Source organism: Streptomyces sp. NPDC102360 (assembly GCF_044766085.1).
In the GTDB taxonomy this organism is placed as follows: Bacteria; Actinomycetota; Actinomycetes; order Streptomycetales; family Streptomycetaceae; genus Streptomyces.
Map to the genome: position 1 here is coordinate 239327 of NZ_JBIWLG010000009.1, position 20815 is coordinate 260141.

Sequence of the window (20815 nt, forward strand, 5' to 3'; positions counted from 1 at the left end):
CTTCGCCGCACCGGGGCCGGGCCCCTGTCCCCGTTGCGCGGCGCCGCCCCCACGCCACGGGGCTCCGCCCCGGACCCCGCGCCTCAAACGCCGGCGGGGCTGGAAAGACCTGTCCTCCATCGCCGGCAGGCTGGAAAGACCTGGCCTCCATCGCCGGCAGGCTGGAAAGACCTGGGCTCCGCCCCGGACCCCGCTGCTCAAGCGCCGCAGGGGCTTGATTGGCCCGGCCTCCATCACCGAAGGGGGCCGCCCCCTCAACCGGAGGCGTCCGCTCCCCCGCGCACACCCCCCGATCCTGGGATGCTGGGGCATCAGGATCGATCGATCCCGGCACACACCGTGTCGGGACGCTCGTGCGCTGGGGGGCCTAAGAACGTGGAGGACAAGGTGCGGGTCGTCATCGCCGAGGATTCAGTGCTGCTCAGGGAGGGCCTGACCCGGTTGCTCACGGACCGCGGGCACGAGGTCGTCGCGGGCGTCGGCGACGGGGAAGCGCTGGTCAAGACCATCATCGAGCTGGGGGACCAGGCACAGCTGCCGGACGTGGTCGTCGCGGACGTACGGATGCCGCCGACGCACACGGACGAGGGCGTGCGCGCGGCGGTGCGCCTGCGGGCCCGGTTCCCGGACCTCGGGGTGCTGGTCCTGTCGCAGTACGTGGAGGAGCAGTACGCCACGGAACTGCTCGCCGGATCGAGCCGTGGCGTCGGGTACCTGCTCAAGGACCGGGTCGCCGAGGTGCGGGAGTTCGTGGACGCGGTGGTGCGGGTCGCCGAGGGTGGCACCGCGCTCGACCCCGAGGTCGTCGCGCAGCTGCTCGGGCGCAGCCGCAAGCAGGACGTGCTGGCGAACCTCACGCCCCGCGAGCGCGAGGTGCTCGGGCTGATGGCGGAGGGGCGTACGAACTCGGCGATCGCCCGGCAGCTCGTGGTGAGCGACGGCGCGGTCGAGAAGCACGTCAGCAACATCTTCCTGAAGCTGGGACTTTCCCAGAGTGACGGGGATCACCGCCGCGTACTGGCGGTGCTCACCTACCTGAACTCCTGAATACCTGACACCCTGTCAGATATCGCGAGCAACGCAGGGAGCACCGTAGGGGCACCGAAGAACCACCGACCGGCCGAGCGCGTCTTCACAGGGGAATCACCACACAAATCGGGGCGACCAGCCGTCTCATTTGGCGGTCCACCATGCGAATCACCTCAGGAAGGCGACCCTTACAGACGTAGGGTGGGGCCGTGGTAGGGCCGGTGGGCCGGCCGTGCCCGCACAGCCGCCTCGAGGGAGGTCCAGTTCAGTGACCAGCCAGGTCAGTAGCACCACCGAGCAGGCCGACGGGACCGACAGCGCTGTTCTCGGCGGGCAGCGCACGTCGGCGGGACAATCGAGCAAGGACGTACGGCGCGTGGACCGGGTGATCATCCGGTTCGCGGGTGACTCCGGTGACGGCATGCAACTCACGGGGGACCGCTTCACTTCCGAGACCGCGTCGTTCGGCAACGACCTGTCCACGCTGCCGAACTTCCCGGCCGAGATCCGCGCCCCCGCAGGGACGCTGCCGGGCGTGTCCTCCTTCCAGCTGCACTTCGCCGACCACGACATCCTCACGCCGGGCGACGCGCCGAACGTGCTGGTGGCGATGAACCCGGCCGCCCTGAAGGCGAACATCGCCGATGTGCCGCGCGGCGCCGAAGTCATCGTGAACACCGATGAGTTCACCAAGCGGGCGATGCAGAAGGTCGGCTACGCGGAGAGCCCCCTGGAGGACGGTTCGCTCGACGGGTATCACGTGCACCCGGTGCCGCTGACGACGCTGACGGTCGAGGCGCTGAAGGAGTTCGAGCTTTCGCGCAAGGACGCGGGGCGCTCCAAGAACATGTTCGCGCTGGGGCTGCTGTCGTGGATGTACCACCGGCCGACCGAGGGCACGGAGAAGTTCCTCAAGGCCAAGTTCGCCAAGAAGCCCGAGATCATGAAGGCCAACCTGGCGGCGTTCCACGCGGGCTGGAACTTCGGCGAGACGACCGAGGACTTCGCGGTCTCCTACGAGGTCGCGCCCGCCTCCACCGCCTTCCCGACCGGCACGTACCGCAACATCTCCGGGAACCTGGCCCTGTCCTACGGGCTGATCGCCGCTTCGAAGCAGGCGGACCTGCCGCTGTACCTGGGCTCGTACCCGATCACGCCGGCGAGCGACATCCTGCACGAGCTGTCCAAGCACAAGAACTTCGGTGTGCGCACCTTCCAGGCCGAGGACGAGATCGCCGGGATCGGCGCCGCGCTCGGCGCTGCCTTCGGCGGCAGCCTCGCCGTCACGACGACGAGTGGCCCCGGCGTCGCGCTCAAGTCCGAGACCATCGGCCTCGCCGTCAGTCTCGAACTGCCGCTCCTGGTCATCGACATCCAGCGCGGCGGCCCCTCCACCGGGCTGCCGACCAAGACCGAACAGGCCGACCTGCTTCAGGCCATGTTCGGGCGCAACGGCGAGGCCCCGGTCCCGGTCGTCGCCCCCCGCACACCCGCCGACTGCTTCGAAGCGGCACTGGAGGCGGCCCGGATCGCGGTCACCTACCGCACCCCGGTCATGCTGCTCTCGGACGGCTACCTGGCCAACGGCTCGGAGCCGTGGCGCATCCCCGAGGTCGACGAACTCCCGGACCTGCGCGTCCAGTTCGCCTCCGGACCGAACCACACCACCGAGGACGGCGCCGAGGTCTACTGGCCGTACAAGCGCGACCCGCAGACCCTCGCGCGCCCCTGGGCGATCCCCGGCACGCCGGGCCTTGAGCACCGGATCGGCGGCATCGAGAAGCAGGACGGCACGGGCAACATCTCCTACGACCCGGCCAACCACGACTTCATGGTCCGCACCCGGCAGGCGAAGATCGACGGCATCGACGTGCCCGACATCGAGGTCGACGACCCCACCGGCCCGGACGAAAAGAGCGCCCGCACGCTCGTCCTCGGCTGGGGCTCGACCTACGGCCCGATCACGGCCGCCGTGCGCCGCCTGCGCACGGCCGGTGAGCACATCGCGCAGGCCCATCTGCGCCACCTCAACCCGTTCCCGCGGAATCTGGGCGAGGTCCTGAAGCGTTACGACCAGGTGGTGATCCCCGAGATGAACCTCGGTCAGCTCGCCACGCTCGTACGGGCGAAGTATCTGGTGGACGCGCAGAGCTACAACCAGGTCAACGGAATGCCGTTCAAGGCTGAGCAGCTCGCCACCGCTCTCAAGGAGGCCATCGATGGCTGATACGCAGACCAGGGAGTCCCGGGAGGCCGGCGGCCAGGCCGCGGAAGAGGCTCCGGGAGAGGCCGGGGACGGCGCGGACACGCTTCTGTCGCTGGTCCCCAAGGCCGAGGCCAAGCAGTCCATGAAGGACTTCAAGTCCGACCAGGAAGTGCGCTGGTGCCCCGGCTGCGGCGACTACGCGGTCCTCGCCGCCGTGCAGGGCTTCATGCCCGAGCTCGGTCTGGCGAAGGAGAACATCGTCTTCGTCTCCGGGATCGGCTGCTCGTCCCGCTTCCCGTACTACATGAACACGTACGGGATGCACTCCATCCACGGCCGCGCCCCGGCCATCGCGACCGGACTCGCCTCCTCCAGGCGGGACTTGAGCGTGTGGGTTGTGACCGGTGACGGCGACGCGCTGTCCATCGGCGGCAACCACCTCATCCACGCCCTGCGCCGCAATGTGAACCTGAAGATCCTGCTGTTCAACAACCGGATCTACGGGCTCACCAAGGGCCAGTACAGCCCGACCTCCGAGGTCGGCAAGATCACCAAGTCGACGCCCATGGGCTCGCTCGACGCGCCCTTCAACCCGGTCTCGCTGGCCATCGGCGCCGAGGCATCCTTCGTCGCCCGCACCGTCGACTCCGACCGCAAGCACCTCACGTCGGTGCTCCGGGCGGCCGCCGACCACCAGGGCACGGCGCTCGTCGAGATCTACCAGAACTGCAACATCTTCAACGACGGCGCCTTCGAGGTCCTCAAGGACAAGCAGCAGGCCGAGGAGGCGGTCATCCGGCTCGAACACGGGCAGCCGATCACCTTCGGGGCCGAGGCCTCGAAGGGCGTCGTGCGGGACACGGCCACCGGCGACCTCACGGTCGTGCCGGTCACGGAGGACAACAAGGCGGACATCCTGGTCCACGACGCCCACGCGGCGTCCCCGACCACGGCCTTCGCGCTCTCCCGGCTCGCCGACCCCGACACCCTGCACCACACCCCGATCGGCGTCCTGCGCGATGTCGAACGGCCCGTCTACGACGTGCAGATGAGCGACCAGCTCGACGCCGCCATCGAGCGGGAAGGCAAGGGCGAACTGGGCGCGCTGCTCGCCGGCGGCGACACCTGGACCGTCGTGGGCTGAGTACCCCGCAGGTAGCCGACGAGGCCCGGACGCGGAATTCCGCGTCCGGGCCTCGCGCGCTTCACGGGCCTTGACCTCGCGTGTCCATGTCCACGTCTACGTCTACGGGGCCCTGACCTCGTCGTACGCCTGGCGCGCCGCCTGCACCTCGGGCAGCCGCCGGTCCGTCCAGTCCGCGAGCGCGCGGACCTGCGCGGCGGCCTCGCGGCCGAGATCGGTGAGCGAGTAGTCGACGCGGGGCGGGATCACCGGCTTGGCGTCGCGATGGACGACACCGTCGCGCTCCAGGGTCTGCAGCGTCTGCGCGAGCATCTTCTCGCTGACCCCGCCGATCTCCCGGCGCAGCTCACTGAACCGGTACGAGCGCTCCTCCAGCGCCATCAGCGCGAGGACGCCCCACCGACTCGTCACGTGCTCCAGGACCAGTCGCTGCGGACACATGCCCGCGTCGGTCGTCGTCCACTCCCGCACCCTGCTTACCGTCACACCAGTACCTTACTCCAAAGTGGGTACTTACGAATTCTTAGTACCGGATCTACGGTGGAGGAGAACCGCCTCATCAAGGAGATTTCAGACATGAGCCTCGTCATCACCGGTGCCACCGGCCACCTCGGCCGCCTTGTCGTCGCGCAACTGCTCGACGCGGGTGTCCCCGCCGCCGAGATCGCCGCCGTCGTGCGGGACAAGGACAAGGCCGCCGACCTCGCCGGCCGCGGGGTCGAGCTGCGCGTCGCCGACTACAGCGCGCCCGAGACGCTCGACGGGGTCTTCCGCGCGGGCGACCGCGTGCTGCTGATCTCCGGCAGCGAGGTCGGGCAGCGCGTCGCCCAGCACCAGGCAGTGATCGACGCGGCGAAGACGGCGGGCGTCGCCCTGCTCGCGTACACCGGAGTGCTCGGCGGCCCGGACGCCGACTTCGGGCTCGCCGCCGAGCACAAGGTCACCGAGCAGGCGATCCTCGACTCCGGCCTGCCGTACACGTTCCTGCGCAACGGCTGGTACCACGAGAACTACACCGGGAACCTGGCCCCGGTCCTGGAGCACGGCGCCGTCGTGGCCAACGCGGGCGAGGGCCGGATCGCCTCCGCCTCGCGCGCCGACTTCGCCGCGGCGGCCGTCGCCGTACTGACCGGCGAGGGCCACGAGAACAAGGCGTACGAGCTGAGCGGCGACGTCGCGTGGTCGCTCGCCGAGTACGCCGCCGAGGTCGCGCGGCAGTCCGGCAAGGAGATCGCCTACCGGAACGTCACGCCCGAGCAGAACCGGGAGATCCTGCTCGGCGCGGGCCTGCCCGCCCCCTTCGCCGACATCCTCGTGGGCGTGGACACCGCGATCGGGCAGGGGCTGCTCTCGCGGCAGAACGGCGACCTGGCGCGGCTCATCGGCCGGCCCACCACCCCGATCGCCGACGCCATCGCCGCCGCGCTGCGTTAGCAGGCACCACCCCGCCCCGCCCCGGCACAGGCGTCAGGACCGTATGGCGATACGGGCATGACGTCAGGTGCCCCGCGGCGCTACCTTCGTTGAGGCCGCCGCGGGGCTGCCGTGTGTCACGAGGGAGGGTTCATGCAGGACGGAGCGGGCGCGGCACCGGACGGGCGGGACGAGGGCCGGAAAGAGGCGCGCACCGGGCTCCTCAACGGGTTCGCGGCGTACGGGATGTGGGGCCTCGTCCCGCTGTTCTGGCCCCTGCTCAAGCCCGCGGGCGCCGTCGAGGTGCTGGCCCACCGGATGGTGTGGGCGCTGGTCGTCGTGGGCCTCGCGCTGCTCTTCGTACGGAAGTGGGACTGGGCGCGCCAGCTGATCCGACAGCCGAAGCGGCTGGGGCTCGTCACGATCGCCGCGACCGTCATCACGGTCAACTGGGGCGTCTACATCTGGTCCGTGAACTCCGGCCACGTCGTCGAGGCCTCGCTCGGGTACTTCATCAACCCGCTCGTCTCGATCGCGCTCGGCGTGCTGCTCCTGAAGGAGCGGCTGCGGCCCGCGCAGTGGGCGGCCGTCGGGACGGGCGTCGTCGCCGTCCTGGTGCTCGCCGTCGGGTACGGGCAGCCGCCGTGGATCTCGCTGGTCCTCGCGTTCTCGTTCGGCGCGTACGGGCTCGTGAAGAAGAAGGTGAACATGAGCGGCCTTGAGTCGCTCGCCGCCGAGACCACCGTGCAGTTCCTGCCCGCACTCGCCTATCTGCTGTGGCTGGCGGCGCAGGGGCGGTCGACCTTCGGGACGGAGGGCGTGGGGCACGCCGCGCTGCTCGCGTCGTCCGGGCTCGTCACGGCCCTTCCGCTGGTGTGCTTCGGCGCGGCGGCGATCCGGGTGCCGCTGTCGACGCTGGGACTCCTGCAGTACCTGACGCCCGTCTTCCAGTTCGTGCTGGGGGTCTGGTACTTCCACGAGGCGATGCCCGCCGAGCGGCTGGCCGGGTTCTCCCTGGTGTGGCTGGCGCTCGCCGTGCTGACCTGGGACGCGCTGCGCACGGCGCGGATCAACCGGGCCCGGCTGGCCGAGGCGGCGGCGGAAGCGGCGCGCCAGACGCCAACTTCCGCCCGCGCGGAGGAAGTTCGGCCTATAACTGGGGCATGACCCTGCACTGGAAGCTCGTCGTCGACGCCGCCGACCCGCACGCACAGGCCGAGTTCTGGGCGGCCACCCTCGGCTACGAGATCGAGGACAACGCCGCACTGATCGAACGCCTCCTCGGGTTCGGCGCGGTGGCCGAGGCGGACACCGTGACCCGGTGGGGACGCCGGTCCTTCCGTGACCTGGTCGCCGTCCGCCACCCCGACGACCCGGTGGACGCGGACACCGGCACCGGGCTCGGCCGCCGGATCCTGTTCCAGCGGGTGCCCGAGGCCAAGAACGGCAAGAACCGGCTGCACATCGACGTACACGCACAGGCCGGACAGCGGGCAGCCGAGGCCGAGCGGCTCACCGGCCTCGGCGCGCGCCTCCTGAACGAGGTGAAGGCGCAGGGCGGGGAGTGGCTGGTGATGGCCGACCCCGAGGGGAACGAGTTCTGCGTCCAGTAACCCGGCGGGCAGCCGCTCCAGTAACCCGACGGGCAGCCGCTCGACCGGCGGCAGATCCGCCGGTCACCAACTCTTCGCCGAATCCCCTCCGTTCGACTCTCAACACTCCTCCTAACCGCCAGTAACCTGTGTTCGACCCTACGGGCGGTCGATGCCTCAGTCGCGTCCCGCCCGCGCCTGAAGCCACTTGTTCTGCTCCTGGAGGAGCCTTGACCTACGGACGCCTCCTGGGCGCCACCGGCCCGCGCCCGGACCACGGGGGCGGTGCCTGATGGGGGATTTCAACGGCAGCCTCACCGTCGCCCTGCTCCTGTTCCTTCTCTTCATCGGCGCCTGCCTGTTCCTGTCGATGTGGGCCAGCCCCGACCTCCGCGTCGGCGACGAGTTCTTCCGCGTCGGCGAAGGCAACCGACTCGGGGCCCGCCTGACCGGGCTCGCCTACGCCGGTGACATCGCGAACGCCGCCGCGGTCATGTTCCTCGTCGGGGTCGTGGCCGTGGCCGGCGGCGACGGTGTCGCCGTCGCCACGTGCGCCGCACTCTCACCGCTCCTGATGCGGCAGTGGCTGGCGAAGCGCCTCGCGGGCATCGGCGGACGGTCGTTCGGCGAGACCGTCACCCGTCATCTGCCCCCGGGGCCCGGCCGCCGTGCCGCCGGCGTCGCCCTGCTCACCGCGACGGTGCCGCTGATCACCGCCCAGTTGCAACCCATCGGCGACACGGCCCGGATGGTCGGCATCGACGACCTCGCGACCCGGCAGATCCTCATCGTGCTGATGGGCGCCCTGATCGTCGCCTGCGCGGCGATCGGCGCCACTCGGGGCGCGACCGTGCTGCAGCTCGTCAAGATCGGCGGGCTGATGCTCATCGCGCCGCTCCTCGGCCTGCTGGTCCTGATCAGGTTCGACGGGAGCTTCGGCGCGATCTTCGACGCCGCCGACCAGCACCGGACCGGATCGGCCGGCTTCCTGGAGATGGGCCAGCTCTTCGGCAACGGCCCCATCGGATTCATCGACCTCGCCGCGTTCTGCTCCTGCGTACTGACGGGCGCGGCCTTCATGCCGTACCTCATCGCGCGCTTCACCGACGCTCCGCATCCGCGCGCCGCCCGCCGCGTCGCAGGCGTGGGCTTCGCCGTCATCGCCCCGCTGTGCGCCCTGGCGGCCCTCATCGGCTTCGGCGCGGCGGCCCTCGTGCCCCAGAAGGACCTCGTGTCCCAGGGGCAGTTCGGCGGAAACATCATCACCCGCCTCGCCATCGCCCTGGACGGCTCGGAGGACGGGCTCGGCAAGTGGCTGCTGTTCGGGCTCTGCACCACCTTCCTGACGGTCCTCGCGGCCGCCTCCGTCCTCCTGCTGTCCACGGCCGCCTCCGTCGTCCGCGACCTCGGCGCCGGCGGCCCGGTGGCCAAGCCGGAAGGACTCAAGGCCGACGGCACGACGAGCATCAGCGCGGGCCGCGCCCGCCTCACCATGAGCATCGTCGGCGGGGTGAGCATTCTGCTCGCCGCCCTCACTCCCGACGTCAGCCCGATGTTCTGGCTGGTCCTGTCCTACACGGTGACGACCTCGTCGGTCCTCCCGATCGTGATCCACTCGCTGCGCAGCGACCGCCCCATGTCCGCGGCGGCCATGAAGCGCTGCGTCTACGGGAGCACAGTGGCGATCCTGGTCGCCACCTTCTTCTCCCCCTCGGTCTCGGGAAACCCGTACGCGGTCTTCCCCGGCATGGACTGGAGCTTCTGGCCGTTCTACTCCTCGGTCCTGGTGAGCGCCCCCGTCGGCTTCCTGCTCGCCCGGCCCCGGCGCGGCGACCAGCCGCCGCGGAGCGCCGCCCCGGCCGAGGCCCCGTACCCCACCAGGGCCGGCTGAGCGGTGCCGCCGGCGCGGTTCACGACGTGATGTCCTTCGCCGTGAACCGCGCCCACGCCGCGGAGCCGAACACCGCCGCGTACAGGGCCTGCAGTTCAAGGTTCTCGACCACGTCGTCCCAGTACACCGGTGCGCGCATCAGGTCGGCGAAGGACAGCCACTGGTGCGAGAACAGGTAGGGCTGGATCGCGTGCAGCTGCGGGATCTGGTCGAGGATCTGGACGGTGATCAGCAGGCCCACCGTCGTCGCCATCGCCGCGATGCCACTGCCGGTGAGCGTCGAGACGAAAAGACCGACGGCCGCGATGCCGACCAGGGACGCCGCGACCACGAGCGCGATCAGGAACGCCCGCCACAGCCCTTCGCCGAAGCCGATCCGGGTGCCGGAGATGGTGACCACCTCGCCGAGCGGGAACAGCAGCGCCCCGGTGAGGAGCGCGGAGACCGCCACCACCAGCGTCGCGAGCAGGCAGAAGGCGAGCACGGTCGCGTATTTGGTGAGCAGCAGACGGGTCCGGCCCGCGGGGGCGACCAGCAGATAGCGCAGCGTCCCGGAGTTCGCCTCGCCCGCCACGGCGTCGCCCGCGACGACGCCGACCGACATGGGCAGGAAGAACGGGAGCGTCGCGGCGAGCGCGGTGAACACCAGGAACAGGCCGTTGTTGGTGATCTGCGCGATGAAGGCGGGACCACCGCCCCCGCCGGCCGCCCCGTCCCCGCCCGTCTCGATCTTCACGGCGACACCGATCAGGATCGGCACACCGGCGAGGACCGCGAGCAGCGCGAGGGTGCGCCAGCGGCGCAGGGTCACGGTCAGCTCGCTGCGCAGCAGGCCGAGGGTCCACAAGGCCTTCGGCCGGGGCGCCTGAAGCGTCTCAACCCGCGACATCGAAGCCCTCCCCCGTCAGCGCGACGAACGCGTCCTCCAGCGAGGCCCGCTCGACGCCGAAGCCGCGCACGCGCACGCCCGCGGTGACCAGTGCCGTGTTCAGTTCCGCCAGATCCGTTTCGGGAGGCGGCGGTTCGGCCGTGACCCGCTCGTCCTCCATGTCGAGGACGGTCAGCCCGTGTTCCTTGAGTACGCGGGCCGCGTCGGCCGGGTCCGGGGTCGTGACGGCGAGCTTTCCCCGTACGCCCGCGGCCAGTTCGGCGACGGGCCCCTGAGTCAGGAGGCGCCCCTTGGCCATGACTGCCGCGTGCGTGCAGACCTGCTCGATCTCGTCGAGAAGGTGCGAGGAGAGGAAGACGGTGGTGCCGTCGGACGCCAACTCCCGTACCAAGCTTCGGATTTCCCGCATGCCCTGCGGGTCGAGTCCGTTCGTCGGCTCGTCGAGGACGAGCAGCCGCCGCGGTGTGAGCAGGGCCGCGGCGAGACCGAGCCGCTGCTTCATGCCGAGCGAGTACGCCTTGGCCTTCTTGCCCGCCGCCGCCTCCAGGCCCACCCGGTCGAGGGCCTGCTCGACCCGCGCCCTGCGGGTGCGGGGGTCGGCGGTCGGATCGGCGGAGTCGTAGCGCAGCAGGTTGTCCCGGCCGGTGAGGAAGCCGTACAGGGCGGGTCCCTCGATCAGCGCGCCCACCTGCGGCAGCACCGTCCGCACCGCGCGCGGCATGGGGTGGCCGAGGACCCGGGCGGCCCCCGAGCTCGGCTCGATCAGGCCCATCAGCATCCGGATGGTGGTGGTCTTCCCGGAGCCGTTCGGCCCGAGGAAGCCGAAGACGGCGCCCTGCGGGACCCTCAGACTGAGCCCGTCGACGGCGAGCTGCCCGCCCCGGTACCGCTTGCTGAGCTCCCGCGTCTCGATGGCCGGATCCGTGACCGGTTGCTCCTCCATGCCCCTCCTCCGCATACGGGTGAGGGGGTGGTGCGCACCACCCCCTCACCGTGAACCACCGCCGGCTCAGCCCGCGTTGGCCGCCTTCACCAGTGCGCCCTTGGTGACCGCACCGGCGTACGCCTTCCCGTCCTCGGTGATCAGTACGTTCACGAGGCGGGTCGAGTAGACGGTGCCGGAGCCGAACTCGCCCTTCACCTGGTCACCCAGGGAGCTCAGGAACTTCTGCGCGTCCGGCGGCATCTCCGCCGAGCCCTTGCCCGCGGCCAGGCCACTGGCCTCCTTCGGCAGCTTCAGCTCGGCGATCGAGGTCCAGCCCTTGCCGATGACGTTCAGGTCGTCGAGACCGCCGGCCTTGAGGTCGTCGGGCTTGACGGCGCCCTCGCGGTGCGGCGCCTTCTTCATCTCGTCGGCCTCGGTGACCTTCGTGCCCTTCGACGGCTTGAAGTCGAAGGTGGAGGCGGCCGGCTTCGCGAAGTCGACCGTGGTGAAGCCCGCGTCGACCACGGCCGCGCCGCCGCCCGCCGGGGTCAGGCTGAACTTGAGCGGCGTACCGGTCTTCGCGTCCACGGACACGGTGACCGCGCCGACCGTCGAACCGGACTGCTTCGGCTTGATCTGCAGCCGGTACGCGTCCCGGCCCGCGACCTGCGAGGTGCCGTCGACCGAGAACGACGTCGTGTCGCCGCCGGCCTTGAGGATCTCGTCCGTGAGCTCCTTCGGCGTGGCCGAGACGCCCTTCGGGGCCTTCTTCGCGTGGTCGCCCGAGCCGTCCGCGTGCGCGCCCTGCTTCTGCTTCGCGTGGTACGCCTCGTCCGACTTGCTGTCGTAGGCCCACACGTCGTCGCCGTTGTGGATCACGCTGTACTCGGATGTGTCGTCGAGCACCGACAGCTTCTGCCGGTCCGCGCCGTCCGCCGCGACGCGCAGCGTGTGCGAGCCGGTGGCCAGTTCGGTCAGCTTCGACTGCGGGTCGGCCGAGGAGCCGCCCGCACCGCCACCCTCACTGCCGCCGCCCATCAGGCCGCCGCCGGCGGCGCCGCCGACCGAGGGCAGGCCCAGGTCCGTGTTGATCTTCACGGTGCCCGAGAGCTGCTGGGTGTCCGACTTCGCGATCTTCTCGATGAGCTGCCGCGCTGTGACCTTCGGAAGGTCCGGGTCGCCCGAGCTGGCGAGCGCCGGAACGAGCCCGATCGTCGCCGCGGCCACCCCCACCACGGCCACGGGGACCGCGTAGCGGAGAGCCTTCCGGCGCGGGCCGCTCTCGGTGTCTCCGTTGTCTCCGTTGTCTTCGGATGCGTACGGTGCCATCTTCTTGCCCTACCTCCGTGATCGGCGGCGGCTTACCGTCCTGTGCACTCGTCCCTCTGTGTCCACCCCGAGCCGCCATTCTCACCCGGATTGGTCTGGAGTGGTGTACCCAATCTGACCAAACCGGCCACAAGGAAGCGTCAGACCCCGGGATCAACTCCGCGTACGCCTACGGGATGACACACAGCGGCGACGCCACCCCCGACCCGTAGGGGGCGACGCCGCCGACCGCGTGACGTGGACCGGCCGTGCTCAGCCGTTCAAGAACACGTAGTCCGCCCTGTAGGGCACGCCCACGATCGCCCCGAGGTCACAGCTGCCCGAAGGGGCCACTCCACCCACGGTGTTGAGGCGCAGGATCTCGGCGGTGTCCGCGAGCAGGCCCCGCGGTTTCCCCGACTGGGTGGCCTTGAGGTCCAGTTCGGGGATGTTGCCCGCGCCGTTCGGCGTCCGGGAGACGACCGCCCCGGTCACGGCGCTGCCGTCGGGCGCCCGCCACTGCGGCACACCGGAGTTGGGCGCGGTGAAGGAGTGTCGGATGTGCCCCGCGAGCACGGCGCTCACATCGCGCTGTGCGAAGGCCGCCTTTCCGGTGGCGGTGTCCGTCTTGCACTCGTAGATCTGCCGGCCGCGCACGACGGACGCCTGGAAGTTGTCGAGGGCGTGGCCGAAGTCGGTCGGTTCGGTGACCCGGTGGAGCTGACCGCGGACCGCGCCGTCGGGGAAGGCGGCCGTGTGCAGATTGGCGTAGAAGGCACCGGGGTCGCCGCTGAGCCGGCCGAGGAGCGCGGCGTCCTTGACGGTGACGGTGCCGGTGGCGCGGTGGTCCTTGGCGCCGCCGAGCACCTTGGTGAAGTCGACCCGTACGTCGCCGTTCGCACCCTTGGCGCCCTCGTGGAGGTGCAGCGCGGTGGGCTTCCCGATGCCCCGCCACTTCACGGCGACGGACACCTGATCCCCCTTGACCCGCACGAACTCCAGAGCGGAGCCGTCCCGGTCACCACCGCTCACTTCGTTGGCACCGCCCAGACTCGTGGCGAGGACGGTCTCCAGCGCACCACCCGCGAACGCCTGCGGCGCGACGACCCCGGTGACAGCCGCACCCCCGACAGCCACGGCAACCGCGATCACACGTGTACCCAACGTGCCCATATTCAACTCTCCCCCTACCGAGCCGACACCTGCTGCGTCGGCCTTCAGGGATGAGTACGGCCGCATCCGGGCTCAACCTCAACCAATTCAAGCCCCTGCGGCGATTGAGCAGCGGGGTCCGGGGCAGAGCCCCGCGACCGGCGGACGGTCAACCCGCCCGATGCACCACCGCATCGCACAACTCCACCAACGCCACCTTCGCCTCACACTCCCGCAACGGCGCCAACGCCGCCCGCGCTTCCTCCGCGAAGCGAACCGTGTCCCGCCGCGCCTGCTCCAACGCAGGATGCACCCGCAACCGCGCAACCGCCTCGGCAAGCCGCTCGTCGTCCCCGAGATCCGAGTCCAGAAGCTCGACCAGCTCCTTGTCCTCGGCGAGCCCGAGCCGCTCGGCCCGCTCCCGCAACCGCAGGACCGGCAACGTAGCGATCCCCTCCCGCAGATCCGTCCCGGGCGTTTTCCCGGACTCGTGCGAGTCGGACGCGATGTCGAGCACGTCGTCGGCGAGCTGGAAGGCGACGCCGAGCCGCTCCCCGTACTGGGTGAGCACATCCACCACGGTCTCGTCCGCCCCGGACATCATCGCGCCGAAGCGGCACGCCACGGCGATGAGCGAACCGGTCTTCCCGCTGAGCACGTCCAGATAGTGGTCGACCGGGTCCCGCCCGTCGGCCGGCCCGGCCGTCTCCAGGATCTGGCCGGTGACGAGCCGCTCGAACGCCTCCGCCTGGATCCGGACCGCGTCGGGACCGAGGTCCGCGAGGGTGTGCGACGCGCGCGCGAAGAGAAAGTCGCCGGTGAGCACGGCCACCGAGTTGCCCCAGCGCTGGTTGGCGCTCGGCACCCCGCGCCGTACGTCCGCCTCGTCCATCACGTCGTCGTGGTACAGCGTCGCGAGGTGGGTGAGCTCGACGACGACGGCGGAGGGCACGATCCCGGGCGCGTACGGGTCGCCGAACTGGGCCGCGAGGGTCACGAGCAGCGGCCTGAACCGCTTGCCACCTGCGCGTACCAGGTGCTGGGCGGCCTCCGTGATGAAGGGAACCTCGCTCTTGGTGGCTTCGAGCAGTCCCTCCTCGACAGCCGCCAAACCAGCCTGAACATCAGCCTCGAGGGCCTGGTCCCGCACGCTCAGACCGAAAGTCCCGACGACGGTCACGAGAGGTTCTCCTGTCTGCTGACGATCACGACGCTCACATGGCGAACTCGGTCGATCATTCGGTCGATGACACGGTTTGTCGATGTGTCGCTGCCATCACTCAAGTCAGCGTATCCGGTCGCGTTTCGATCACAGGTGGCGCCCGCCCGAACACCCCGGACCAGGCGGCTTCGCGACACCACCGGTATGTTCTTGATCAGCACAGACGACCTGGAGTACGTACTTTGTCCCGCACCGAGAACGACACGGGCAGCGCACCGCCCCCTGGTGACGACGCGGCCTTCTTCGGCCAGCCGAGGGGTCTGCTCACCCTCTCCGGCCTGGAGGTCTGGGAACGGTTCTCGTTCCTCGGCATGCAGGCCATCCTCGTCCTGTACTTCGCCGACACCGTCGCGCACGGCGGCATGGGCATGGACCCCGGCAACGCGGCCTCGGTCTCGGCGGCGTACGGCACGCTCGTCTACCTCGTCTCGGTCGCGGGCGGCTGGCTCGCCGACCGGATCCTCGGCTCGTACCGCGCCGTCCTGTGGGGCGGCATCCTCATCGCCTGCGGACATTACTCGATGGCGGTGCCCACGCCCACGATGACGTGGGTCGGGCTCGGCCTGATCAGTGCCGGTACCGGCCTGCTCAAGCCGAATGTCGCCTCGATGGTCGGCAAGCTGTACCGGACCGCCGACGAGCGCCGCGACGCCGGCTTCGCGCTCTACTACATGGGCATCAACATCGGCGCGTTCGCCGGACCGCTGATCACCGGCTGGCTCGGCGACCACAAGGGCTGGCACTGGGGCTTCTCGGCCGCCGCCATCGGCATGACGTTCGGCCTCATCCAGTACGTCGCGGGCCGCCGTCACCTGGCCGGGCGCACCGACGCCGCCGAGTACGCGCTGCCGCCCGAGGGGATGCGCCGGGCGGTGCGGCTGATGATCGTGGGCGCGGTCGTGGTGGCCGCGGTCGCGGTGGCCCTGGCGCTTGCCGGGTGGCTGACGATGGGCCGCTTCGTCGACGTCCTCACGTACATCTCGGTGATCGCGCCGGTCGTGTACTTCGTGGTGATGTTCAGGAGCCCCCGGGTCACGGCGGAGGAGCGCGGCCGCCTGCGGCCCTACCTGGTCCTCTTCATCGCCTCGGTCGCCTTCAACTTCATCCTGTTCCAGGCGTACTCGACGATGATGCTGCTGGCCGCGTCGAACGCCGAGACGAGCATCCTGGGCTTTGAGTTCCCCGCCAGCTGGTACGCCTCCGCGCTCGGCGCCTTCGAGGTGGCGCTCGCGCCCGTCGTGGCCGCCGTGTGGGCGCGGATGGGCCCCCGCCAGCCGCACGCCTCCAACAAGATCGCGATCGGCGTGATCCTGGGCGGCCTGTCGTTCCTGCTGATGGTCATTCCGACGTCGGGGCACAGCGACAGCACGTACAAGATGGCCGCCTGGTGGATCGTCGGCTCGTATCTGCTGCTCGGGCTCGGCGACATCCTCCTGGAGACGTCCGGCATGTCCGCGACGACCAAGCTCGCCCCGCAGGCCTTCGCCAGCCAGACCATGGCCCTGTGGTTCCTCTCGCTCGCGCTTGCGAACGGAATCCAGGCCCAGGTCGTCAAGCTCTACGGCGAGGTCTCGAACCCCGCCTACTTCGGCGTCAACGGCGCGATCGCGGTCGCGGTCGGTATCGCCGTCATCGCCCTGGCGCCGTGGCTGCGCCGCACCATGCACCCCGTTCACTGAGGTACTCCCATGAGCCCTGCTTCCCCCCGCATCCAGACCGAGTTCCCGTTCGGCACGGTCCGCGAGGACATCCGCGTACCCCTGTCCGACGGGACGACTCTCTTCGCCCGCGTATGGCGCCCGGCGACGGACGATCCCGTGCCGGTGCTCCTGGAGTACCTCCCCTACCGGCTCTCCGACTGGACGGCGCCGCGCGACTGGCAGCGGCACCCCTGGTACGCGGGTCATGGCTACGCCTCCGTACGCGTGGACGTGCGCGGGCACGGCAACAGCGAGGGCATGCCGACCGACGAGTACTCCGAGACGGAGCTCGCCGACGGCGTGGAAGTGGTCGACTGGCTGGCCGCGCAGCCGTGGTCCTCCGGCAAGGTCGGCATGTTCGGCATCTCCTGGGGCGGCTTCAACTCCCTCCAGATCGCGGCCCTCGCCCCCGAGCCGCTGAAGGCGATCGTGACCGTCTGCTCGGCGGACGACCGCTACGACAACGACGTGCACTACATGGGCGGCTCCGTGCTCGCCGTGGACATGCACGCGTGGGCGGCGACGATGCTGGCGTTCGTGTCGCGCCCGCCGGACCCGAAGTACGTGGGCGACGGCTGGAAGGACATGTGGACGAAGCGCCTGGAGTCGGTCGACCCCTTCATCCACACATGGCTGGACCACCAGACCCGCGACGACTACTGGCGGCACGGCAGCGTCTGCGAGGACTACTCCGCGATCAAGGCGGGCGTGCTCGCGGTCGGCGGCTGGCACGACCCGTACCGGGACACGGTGCTGCGGCTCGCCGAGCACCTCCCGGCCGAGCAGATGCGCGGCATCATCGGCCCCTGGTCGCACCAGTACCCGGACCGCGGCCTGCCGCCGGGCCCGGCCATCGGCTTCCTCCAGGAGACGCTGCGCTGGTGGGACCACTGGCTCAAGGGCGAGGACACGGGCGTGATGGCCGAGCCCAAGCTCCGCTCCTGGATCAGCGACTCGCACCCGCCGGCCACCGTCTACGACGAGCTGCCGGGCCGCTGGGTCGGCGACACGTCGTGGCCGTCGCCGAACGTCGCCCCCGTCTCGTACGCACTTCAGGGCCCGCCCCAGATCGTGCGTTCGCCGCAGCACACCGGCCTGGACGCGGGCCGCTTCTTCCCGTTCGGGAACGACGCGGACCTGCCGCCCGACCAGCGGGAGGAGGACGCCAAGTCGGCGTGCTTCGAGTTCGAGGTGCCGCAGGAGGTACGGGTCCTCGGCAGGCCGCGCGTGACGCTGCGGCTGACGTGCCCGGTGGAGCGCGGGCAGGTCGTGGCGCGGGTGTGCGACGTGGCGCCGGACGGCTCCTCGACGCTGGTGACGCGGGGCGTCCTCAACCTGTCCTCCCGGCACGGCCGGTCCGAGAACGTGCCGTGGGACCCGGACACCACGGAGGACGTCACCTTCGAGCTGAACGGCATCGGCCACGCCTTCCCGGCAGGCCACCGCATCCGGCTCGCGGTCTCGTCCGCGTACTGGCCGTGGATCTGGCCGCAGCCGGGTTCGGAGGCCGGCTTCACGCTCGACCCGGTGGGCAGCGCCCTCGAACTTCCCGTACGGGGCGGTGGGCCCGGCGCGGAGATCTCCTTCGCCGAACCGGAGCAGTCGGAGCCCCTCGGCGTCGTCTACCCCGAGACTCTGGAGGGGCCGCGCCCCGAGCGCCTCGTCGTCCGGGATGTGGCCAAGGGCGAGTGGAAGCTGGAGGTCGACCCGCGCTACGGCGGCACGCGCCTGTACCCGGACGGCCTGGAGTTCACCGAGGACGCGCTGGAGACCTACGTCATCAACGAGTCCGACCCGCTGTCCGCCCGCACCCGCTCGGACTGGACGATCCGCCTGCACCGCCCGGACGCGGGCTGGGACGCGAGGGTCTCCACCCGGTCCGAAATCACCTGCACGGACCGGGAGTTCATCACGTCGAGCGAGGTGGTGTGCCGCGACGGCGAGGAGGTGGTGTTCCACCGGACGTGGGAGCGCCGGATTCCGCGGACGTCGGGCTGAACCGGGAGCGGGGCACTCCCGAATGTCCTGCCGGACGGGCCTGCTCAATCTCCCCCAGCTAACGCTGGGAGGTGCCCCCTGCAGGGGCTATAAATAGCTCCGCCGGGCTATAAATAGCCCCGCCGGCGTTTGAGGCGCGGGGTCCGGGGCGGAGCCCCGTGGCCGGGGGACGGGCTACCGGTAGAGGCGGTCCAGGACCACCGCCACCCCGTCCTCCTCATTCGACGAAGTCACCTCGTCAGCGACCGCCCTGAGTTCAGGATGCGCATTGGCCACCGCCACCCCCCACCCCGCCCACACAAACATCGGCACATCATTCGGCATATCGCCGAAGGCAATCGTGTCGGCGGCCCCCACCCCGACCCGCTCCGCCGCAAGGCTGAGCCCCGTCGCCTTGGTCACGCCGCGCGGCTGCAGCTCGACCGTCCCGGGCCCGGACATGGTGACGGTCGCGAGCGGCCCCACCGCGGCCCTCGCCACCGCCGCCAACTCGTCGTCGGACAGGGACGGATGGCGCAGCAGCACCTTGCTGATCGGCCGCTCCCAGAGCGCGGCGCGCCCCCGGACCCGTACGGCGGGCAGCGTCGGATGCGGCATGAGGTAGCCGGGCTCGATGAGCGTGAGGCCCTCCACCCCGTCCTGGTCGACGGCCGCGTACACCTGACCGACCTCGGCCTCGATCTTCCCGAGGGCCTGCTCGGCGAGGTCCCGGTCGATCGTCAGCGACCACAGCAGCCGGTCCGCCACGCCGTCGTACAGCTGCGCCCCCTGCGCGCACACGGCGAGCCCACTCCCGCCGAGGTCGTCGAGGATCGGCTTCACGCGGGGCGCGGGCCGCCCCGTCACCACGATGTGCCGGGCGCCCGCGGCGACGGCCGCCGCCAGGGCGTCGCGGGTCCGGTCGGAGACCGTGTCGTCGCCGCGCAGCAGCGTGCCGTCCAGGTCAGTGGCGATGAGTGCATATGCGGGTGCGGGCATGATCCGAAGAATACGGACCGGCCGGGCCCCCGACCCGTCGAGTTCCGGCCGCCCTGGCGAGGAACGGCCGGTCACGACGCGGTGATGTCATCTGTTCGGGTTACTGCCCGACAGGGTCAACCGAGGTGAGCACGCTGGTAGTTGCCGGTGACACCGGTCAACCGTGCGCCCGCGCCAGATGCCCCGCGAGCCGAGGCGAGGCGAACTCCGTGCCGCAGACGAAGCGCATGACCGGGCCGTACGAGGACCCGCCCAGCATGCCCGTGAAGTACAGGCCGGTGACGGACGACACATAGCCGGCGCCGAGCCGCGGAGTGCCCCGACTGGAGGCGAGCCGCGTGCGCAGCCCCTCCCCCAGGAACGGCATCGCCGCCAGGTCCACCCGGTACCCCGTCGCCCCGATGACATGGTCGGCGGACAGGTCGTCGGCGCGGCCGCCGAGCGTCCGCACGCTCACGACCGGCGCGCCGTGGGACACCGTCACCCGCTCGACCCCCGCGACGTCGCGCACCGCGACCTTGCCCTCGAACCGCTCCTTCAGCCACCACGCGCCCAGTGGCCCGAGCACCCTCCTGACCAGGAAGTGCCGTGCCTGCGGCGGGAGATGACGGTACGGGTGCGGGTAGTACGTGAGCGCGTACAGCGACCACGCGTTGCCGAACGGCGTTTCCGGGCGGAACTTCGGCTGATGCCACGGCGGCGCCCCGAAACGCACCCGGCCCTTGCCGCGCGCGACCACCGTCACGCTCGCGCCCGCCTCCGCCGCGAGCGCCGCCGTCTCCAGGGCGGACTGGCCCGCCCCGACGACGATCAGCTCCTTGCCCGCGAACCGGGACAGGTCGTGGTGCTGCGCGCTGTGCGAGACCGGGCCCGTGGGGGCGGGTCCGTCAGGCACGGCCGCGGTGAACTCCCCCGGCAGGTGCTCCAGGCCGGACAGGCCGGTGGCGACGACCACCGCCCGCGCCGTGAACTGCTCGCCCGAGTCCAGCTTCAGCTCGAAGCCCTCGCGCCCGCGCCGGTCCACGGAGACCACCCGTACCCGCTCCAGGTCGGGCACCAGCTTCTTCTGGAACCAGTCCCCGTACGCCACGAACGTGTCGGCGGATATCAGGTCCTCGTCCGTGACGAGCCGCTTGATCCCGGCCGCATCGCAGTAGTCGACCAGCTTGTGCCCACGCTGCGGCGCGTCGATGTTCGACGCGGACGGCACGGACTTGAGGATCATGCCTTCGGGCATGTGCGAGCGCCAGCTCACCATGGGTTCCCCGAAGACCCTGACGGGTATGCCGCGCGCCCTCAAGTGCGCCGCGGTGGACAGGCCGTAGGGGCCCGCCCCTATGACTGCTACCGGATGATTCACGAAGCCCC

At 70.7% G+C, this 20815-nt stretch carries 17 protein-coding genes; 9 read left to right on the forward strand and 8 right to left on the reverse strand.

Going from position 1 to position 20815, the window contains the following annotated elements; translation table 11 throughout:
- The first annotated feature begins 387 nt into the window (after positions 1 to 387).
- From ACIRHA_RS30725 to ACIRHA_RS30735, 3 genes are all read left to right on the forward strand, one after another.
- Positions 388 to 1047, forward strand: a complete 660-nt coding sequence (locus ACIRHA_RS30725; protein WP_403852881.1) for a LuxR C-terminal-related transcriptional regulator — start codon at positions 388 to 390, stop codon at positions 1045 to 1047.
- 250 nt (positions 1048 to 1297) lie between these two features.
- Complete coding sequence (locus ACIRHA_RS30730) at positions 1298 to 3256, forward strand: 2-oxoacid:acceptor oxidoreductase subunit alpha (protein ID WP_403852627.1); 1959 nt, start codon at positions 1298 to 1300, stop codon at positions 3254 to 3256.
- Positions 3257 to 3377: 121 nt separating this feature from the next.
- The gene (locus tag ACIRHA_RS30735; protein WP_403852883.1) at positions 3378 to 4379 is read left to right on the forward strand and encodes a 2-oxoacid:ferredoxin oxidoreductase subunit beta; all 1002 of its coding nucleotides are present in this window, start codon (positions 3378 to 3380) and stop codon (positions 4377 to 4379) included.
- A gap of 102 nt (positions 4380 to 4481) precedes the next feature.
- Here ACIRHA_RS30735 and ACIRHA_RS30740 read toward each other — a convergent pair whose 3' ends face one another.
- A complete protein-coding gene (locus ACIRHA_RS30740) occupies positions 4482 to 4820 on the reverse strand; it encodes a winged helix-turn-helix transcriptional regulator (protein WP_403852885.1) in 339 nt (112 codons plus the stop codon).
- Positions 4821 to 4955: 135 nt separating this feature from the next.
- Here ACIRHA_RS30740 and ACIRHA_RS30745 point away from each other — a divergent pair, with 135 nt between their 5' ends.
- From ACIRHA_RS30745 to ACIRHA_RS30760, 4 genes are all read left to right on the forward strand, one after another.
- Entirely contained in the window at positions 4956 to 5813 is an 858-nt protein-coding gene (locus tag ACIRHA_RS30745; RefSeq protein WP_403852629.1) for an SDR family oxidoreductase, read from the forward strand.
- Between the two features lie 132 nt (positions 5814 to 5945).
- The gene (gene rarD, locus ACIRHA_RS30750) at positions 5946 to 6959 is read left to right on the forward strand and encodes an EamA family transporter RarD (RefSeq protein WP_403852631.1); all 1014 of its coding nucleotides are present in this window, start codon (positions 5946 to 5948) and stop codon (positions 6957 to 6959) included.
- A complete protein-coding gene (locus tag ACIRHA_RS30755; RefSeq protein ID WP_403852633.1) occupies positions 6956 to 7405 on the forward strand; it encodes a VOC family protein in 450 nt (149 codons plus the stop codon). The genes rarD and ACIRHA_RS30755 overlap by 4 nt, the downstream gene beginning before the upstream one ends.
- Before the next feature lie 271 nt (positions 7406 to 7676).
- On the forward strand, positions 7677 to 9275 hold the full coding sequence (locus ACIRHA_RS30760) for a hypothetical protein (RefSeq protein WP_403852635.1): 1599 nt from the start codon (positions 7677 to 7679) through the stop codon (positions 9273 to 9275).
- A 19-nt stretch (positions 9276 to 9294) separates the two neighbouring features.
- Here the strand turns inward: ACIRHA_RS30760 and ACIRHA_RS30765 are convergent, their stop codons facing one another.
- The 5 genes from ACIRHA_RS30765 to ACIRHA_RS30785 form a co-directional block, all read right to left on the reverse strand.
- The gene (locus ACIRHA_RS30765) at positions 9295 to 10164 is read right to left on the reverse strand and encodes an ABC transporter permease (RefSeq protein ID WP_403852637.1); all 870 of its coding nucleotides are present in this window, start codon (positions 10162 to 10164) and stop codon (positions 9295 to 9297) included.
- Positions 10151 to 11107, reverse strand: coding sequence for an ABC transporter ATP-binding protein (locus ACIRHA_RS30770; protein WP_403852639.1), 957 nt, complete (start codon positions 11105 to 11107; stop codon positions 10151 to 10153). Before ACIRHA_RS30770 ends, ACIRHA_RS30765 begins: the two co-directional genes overlap by 14 nt.
- A gap of 66 nt (positions 11108 to 11173) precedes the next feature.
- Positions 11174 to 12418: an outer membrane lipoprotein carrier protein LolA gene (locus tag ACIRHA_RS30775; protein ID WP_403852641.1), complete on the reverse strand. Its 1245-nt coding sequence runs from the start codon at positions 12416 to 12418 to the stop codon at positions 11174 to 11176.
- Positions 12419 to 12670: 252 nt separating this feature from the next.
- Positions 12671 to 13534, reverse strand: a complete 864-nt coding sequence (locus tag ACIRHA_RS30780; protein WP_403852643.1) for a CHRD domain-containing protein — start codon at positions 13532 to 13534, stop codon at positions 12671 to 12673.
- A gap of 184 nt (positions 13535 to 13718) precedes the next feature.
- Positions 13719 to 14729, reverse strand: a complete 1011-nt coding sequence (locus ACIRHA_RS30785) for a polyprenyl synthetase family protein (protein ID WP_403852645.1) — start codon at positions 14727 to 14729, stop codon at positions 13719 to 13721.
- Positions 14730 to 14953: 224 nt separating this feature from the next.
- Here ACIRHA_RS30785 and ACIRHA_RS30790 point away from each other — a divergent pair, with 224 nt between their 5' ends.
- Together ACIRHA_RS30790 and ACIRHA_RS30795 are read left to right on the forward strand one after the other, a co-directional pair.
- On the forward strand, positions 14954 to 16450 hold the full coding sequence (locus ACIRHA_RS30790; protein WP_403852647.1) for a peptide MFS transporter: 1497 nt from the start codon (positions 14954 to 14956) through the stop codon (positions 16448 to 16450).
- 9 nt (positions 16451 to 16459) lie between these two features.
- Positions 16460 to 18469, forward strand: a complete 2010-nt coding sequence (locus tag ACIRHA_RS30795) for a CocE/NonD family hydrolase (protein WP_403852649.1) — start codon at positions 16460 to 16462, stop codon at positions 18467 to 18469.
- A 174-nt stretch (positions 18470 to 18643) separates the two neighbouring features.
- Here ACIRHA_RS30795 and ACIRHA_RS30800 read toward each other — a convergent pair whose 3' ends face one another.
- Both ACIRHA_RS30800 and ACIRHA_RS30805 read right to left on the reverse strand, forming a co-directional pair.
- The gene (locus ACIRHA_RS30800; RefSeq protein WP_403852651.1) at positions 18644 to 19447 is read right to left on the reverse strand and encodes an HAD family hydrolase; all 804 of its coding nucleotides are present in this window, start codon (positions 19445 to 19447) and stop codon (positions 18644 to 18646) included.
- 157 nt (positions 19448 to 19604) lie between these two features.
- Complete coding sequence (locus ACIRHA_RS30805) at positions 19605 to 20807, reverse strand: FAD-dependent oxidoreductase (RefSeq protein WP_403852653.1); 1203 nt, start codon at positions 20805 to 20807, stop codon at positions 19605 to 19607.
- Positions 20808 to 20815 lie beyond the last annotated feature (8 nt).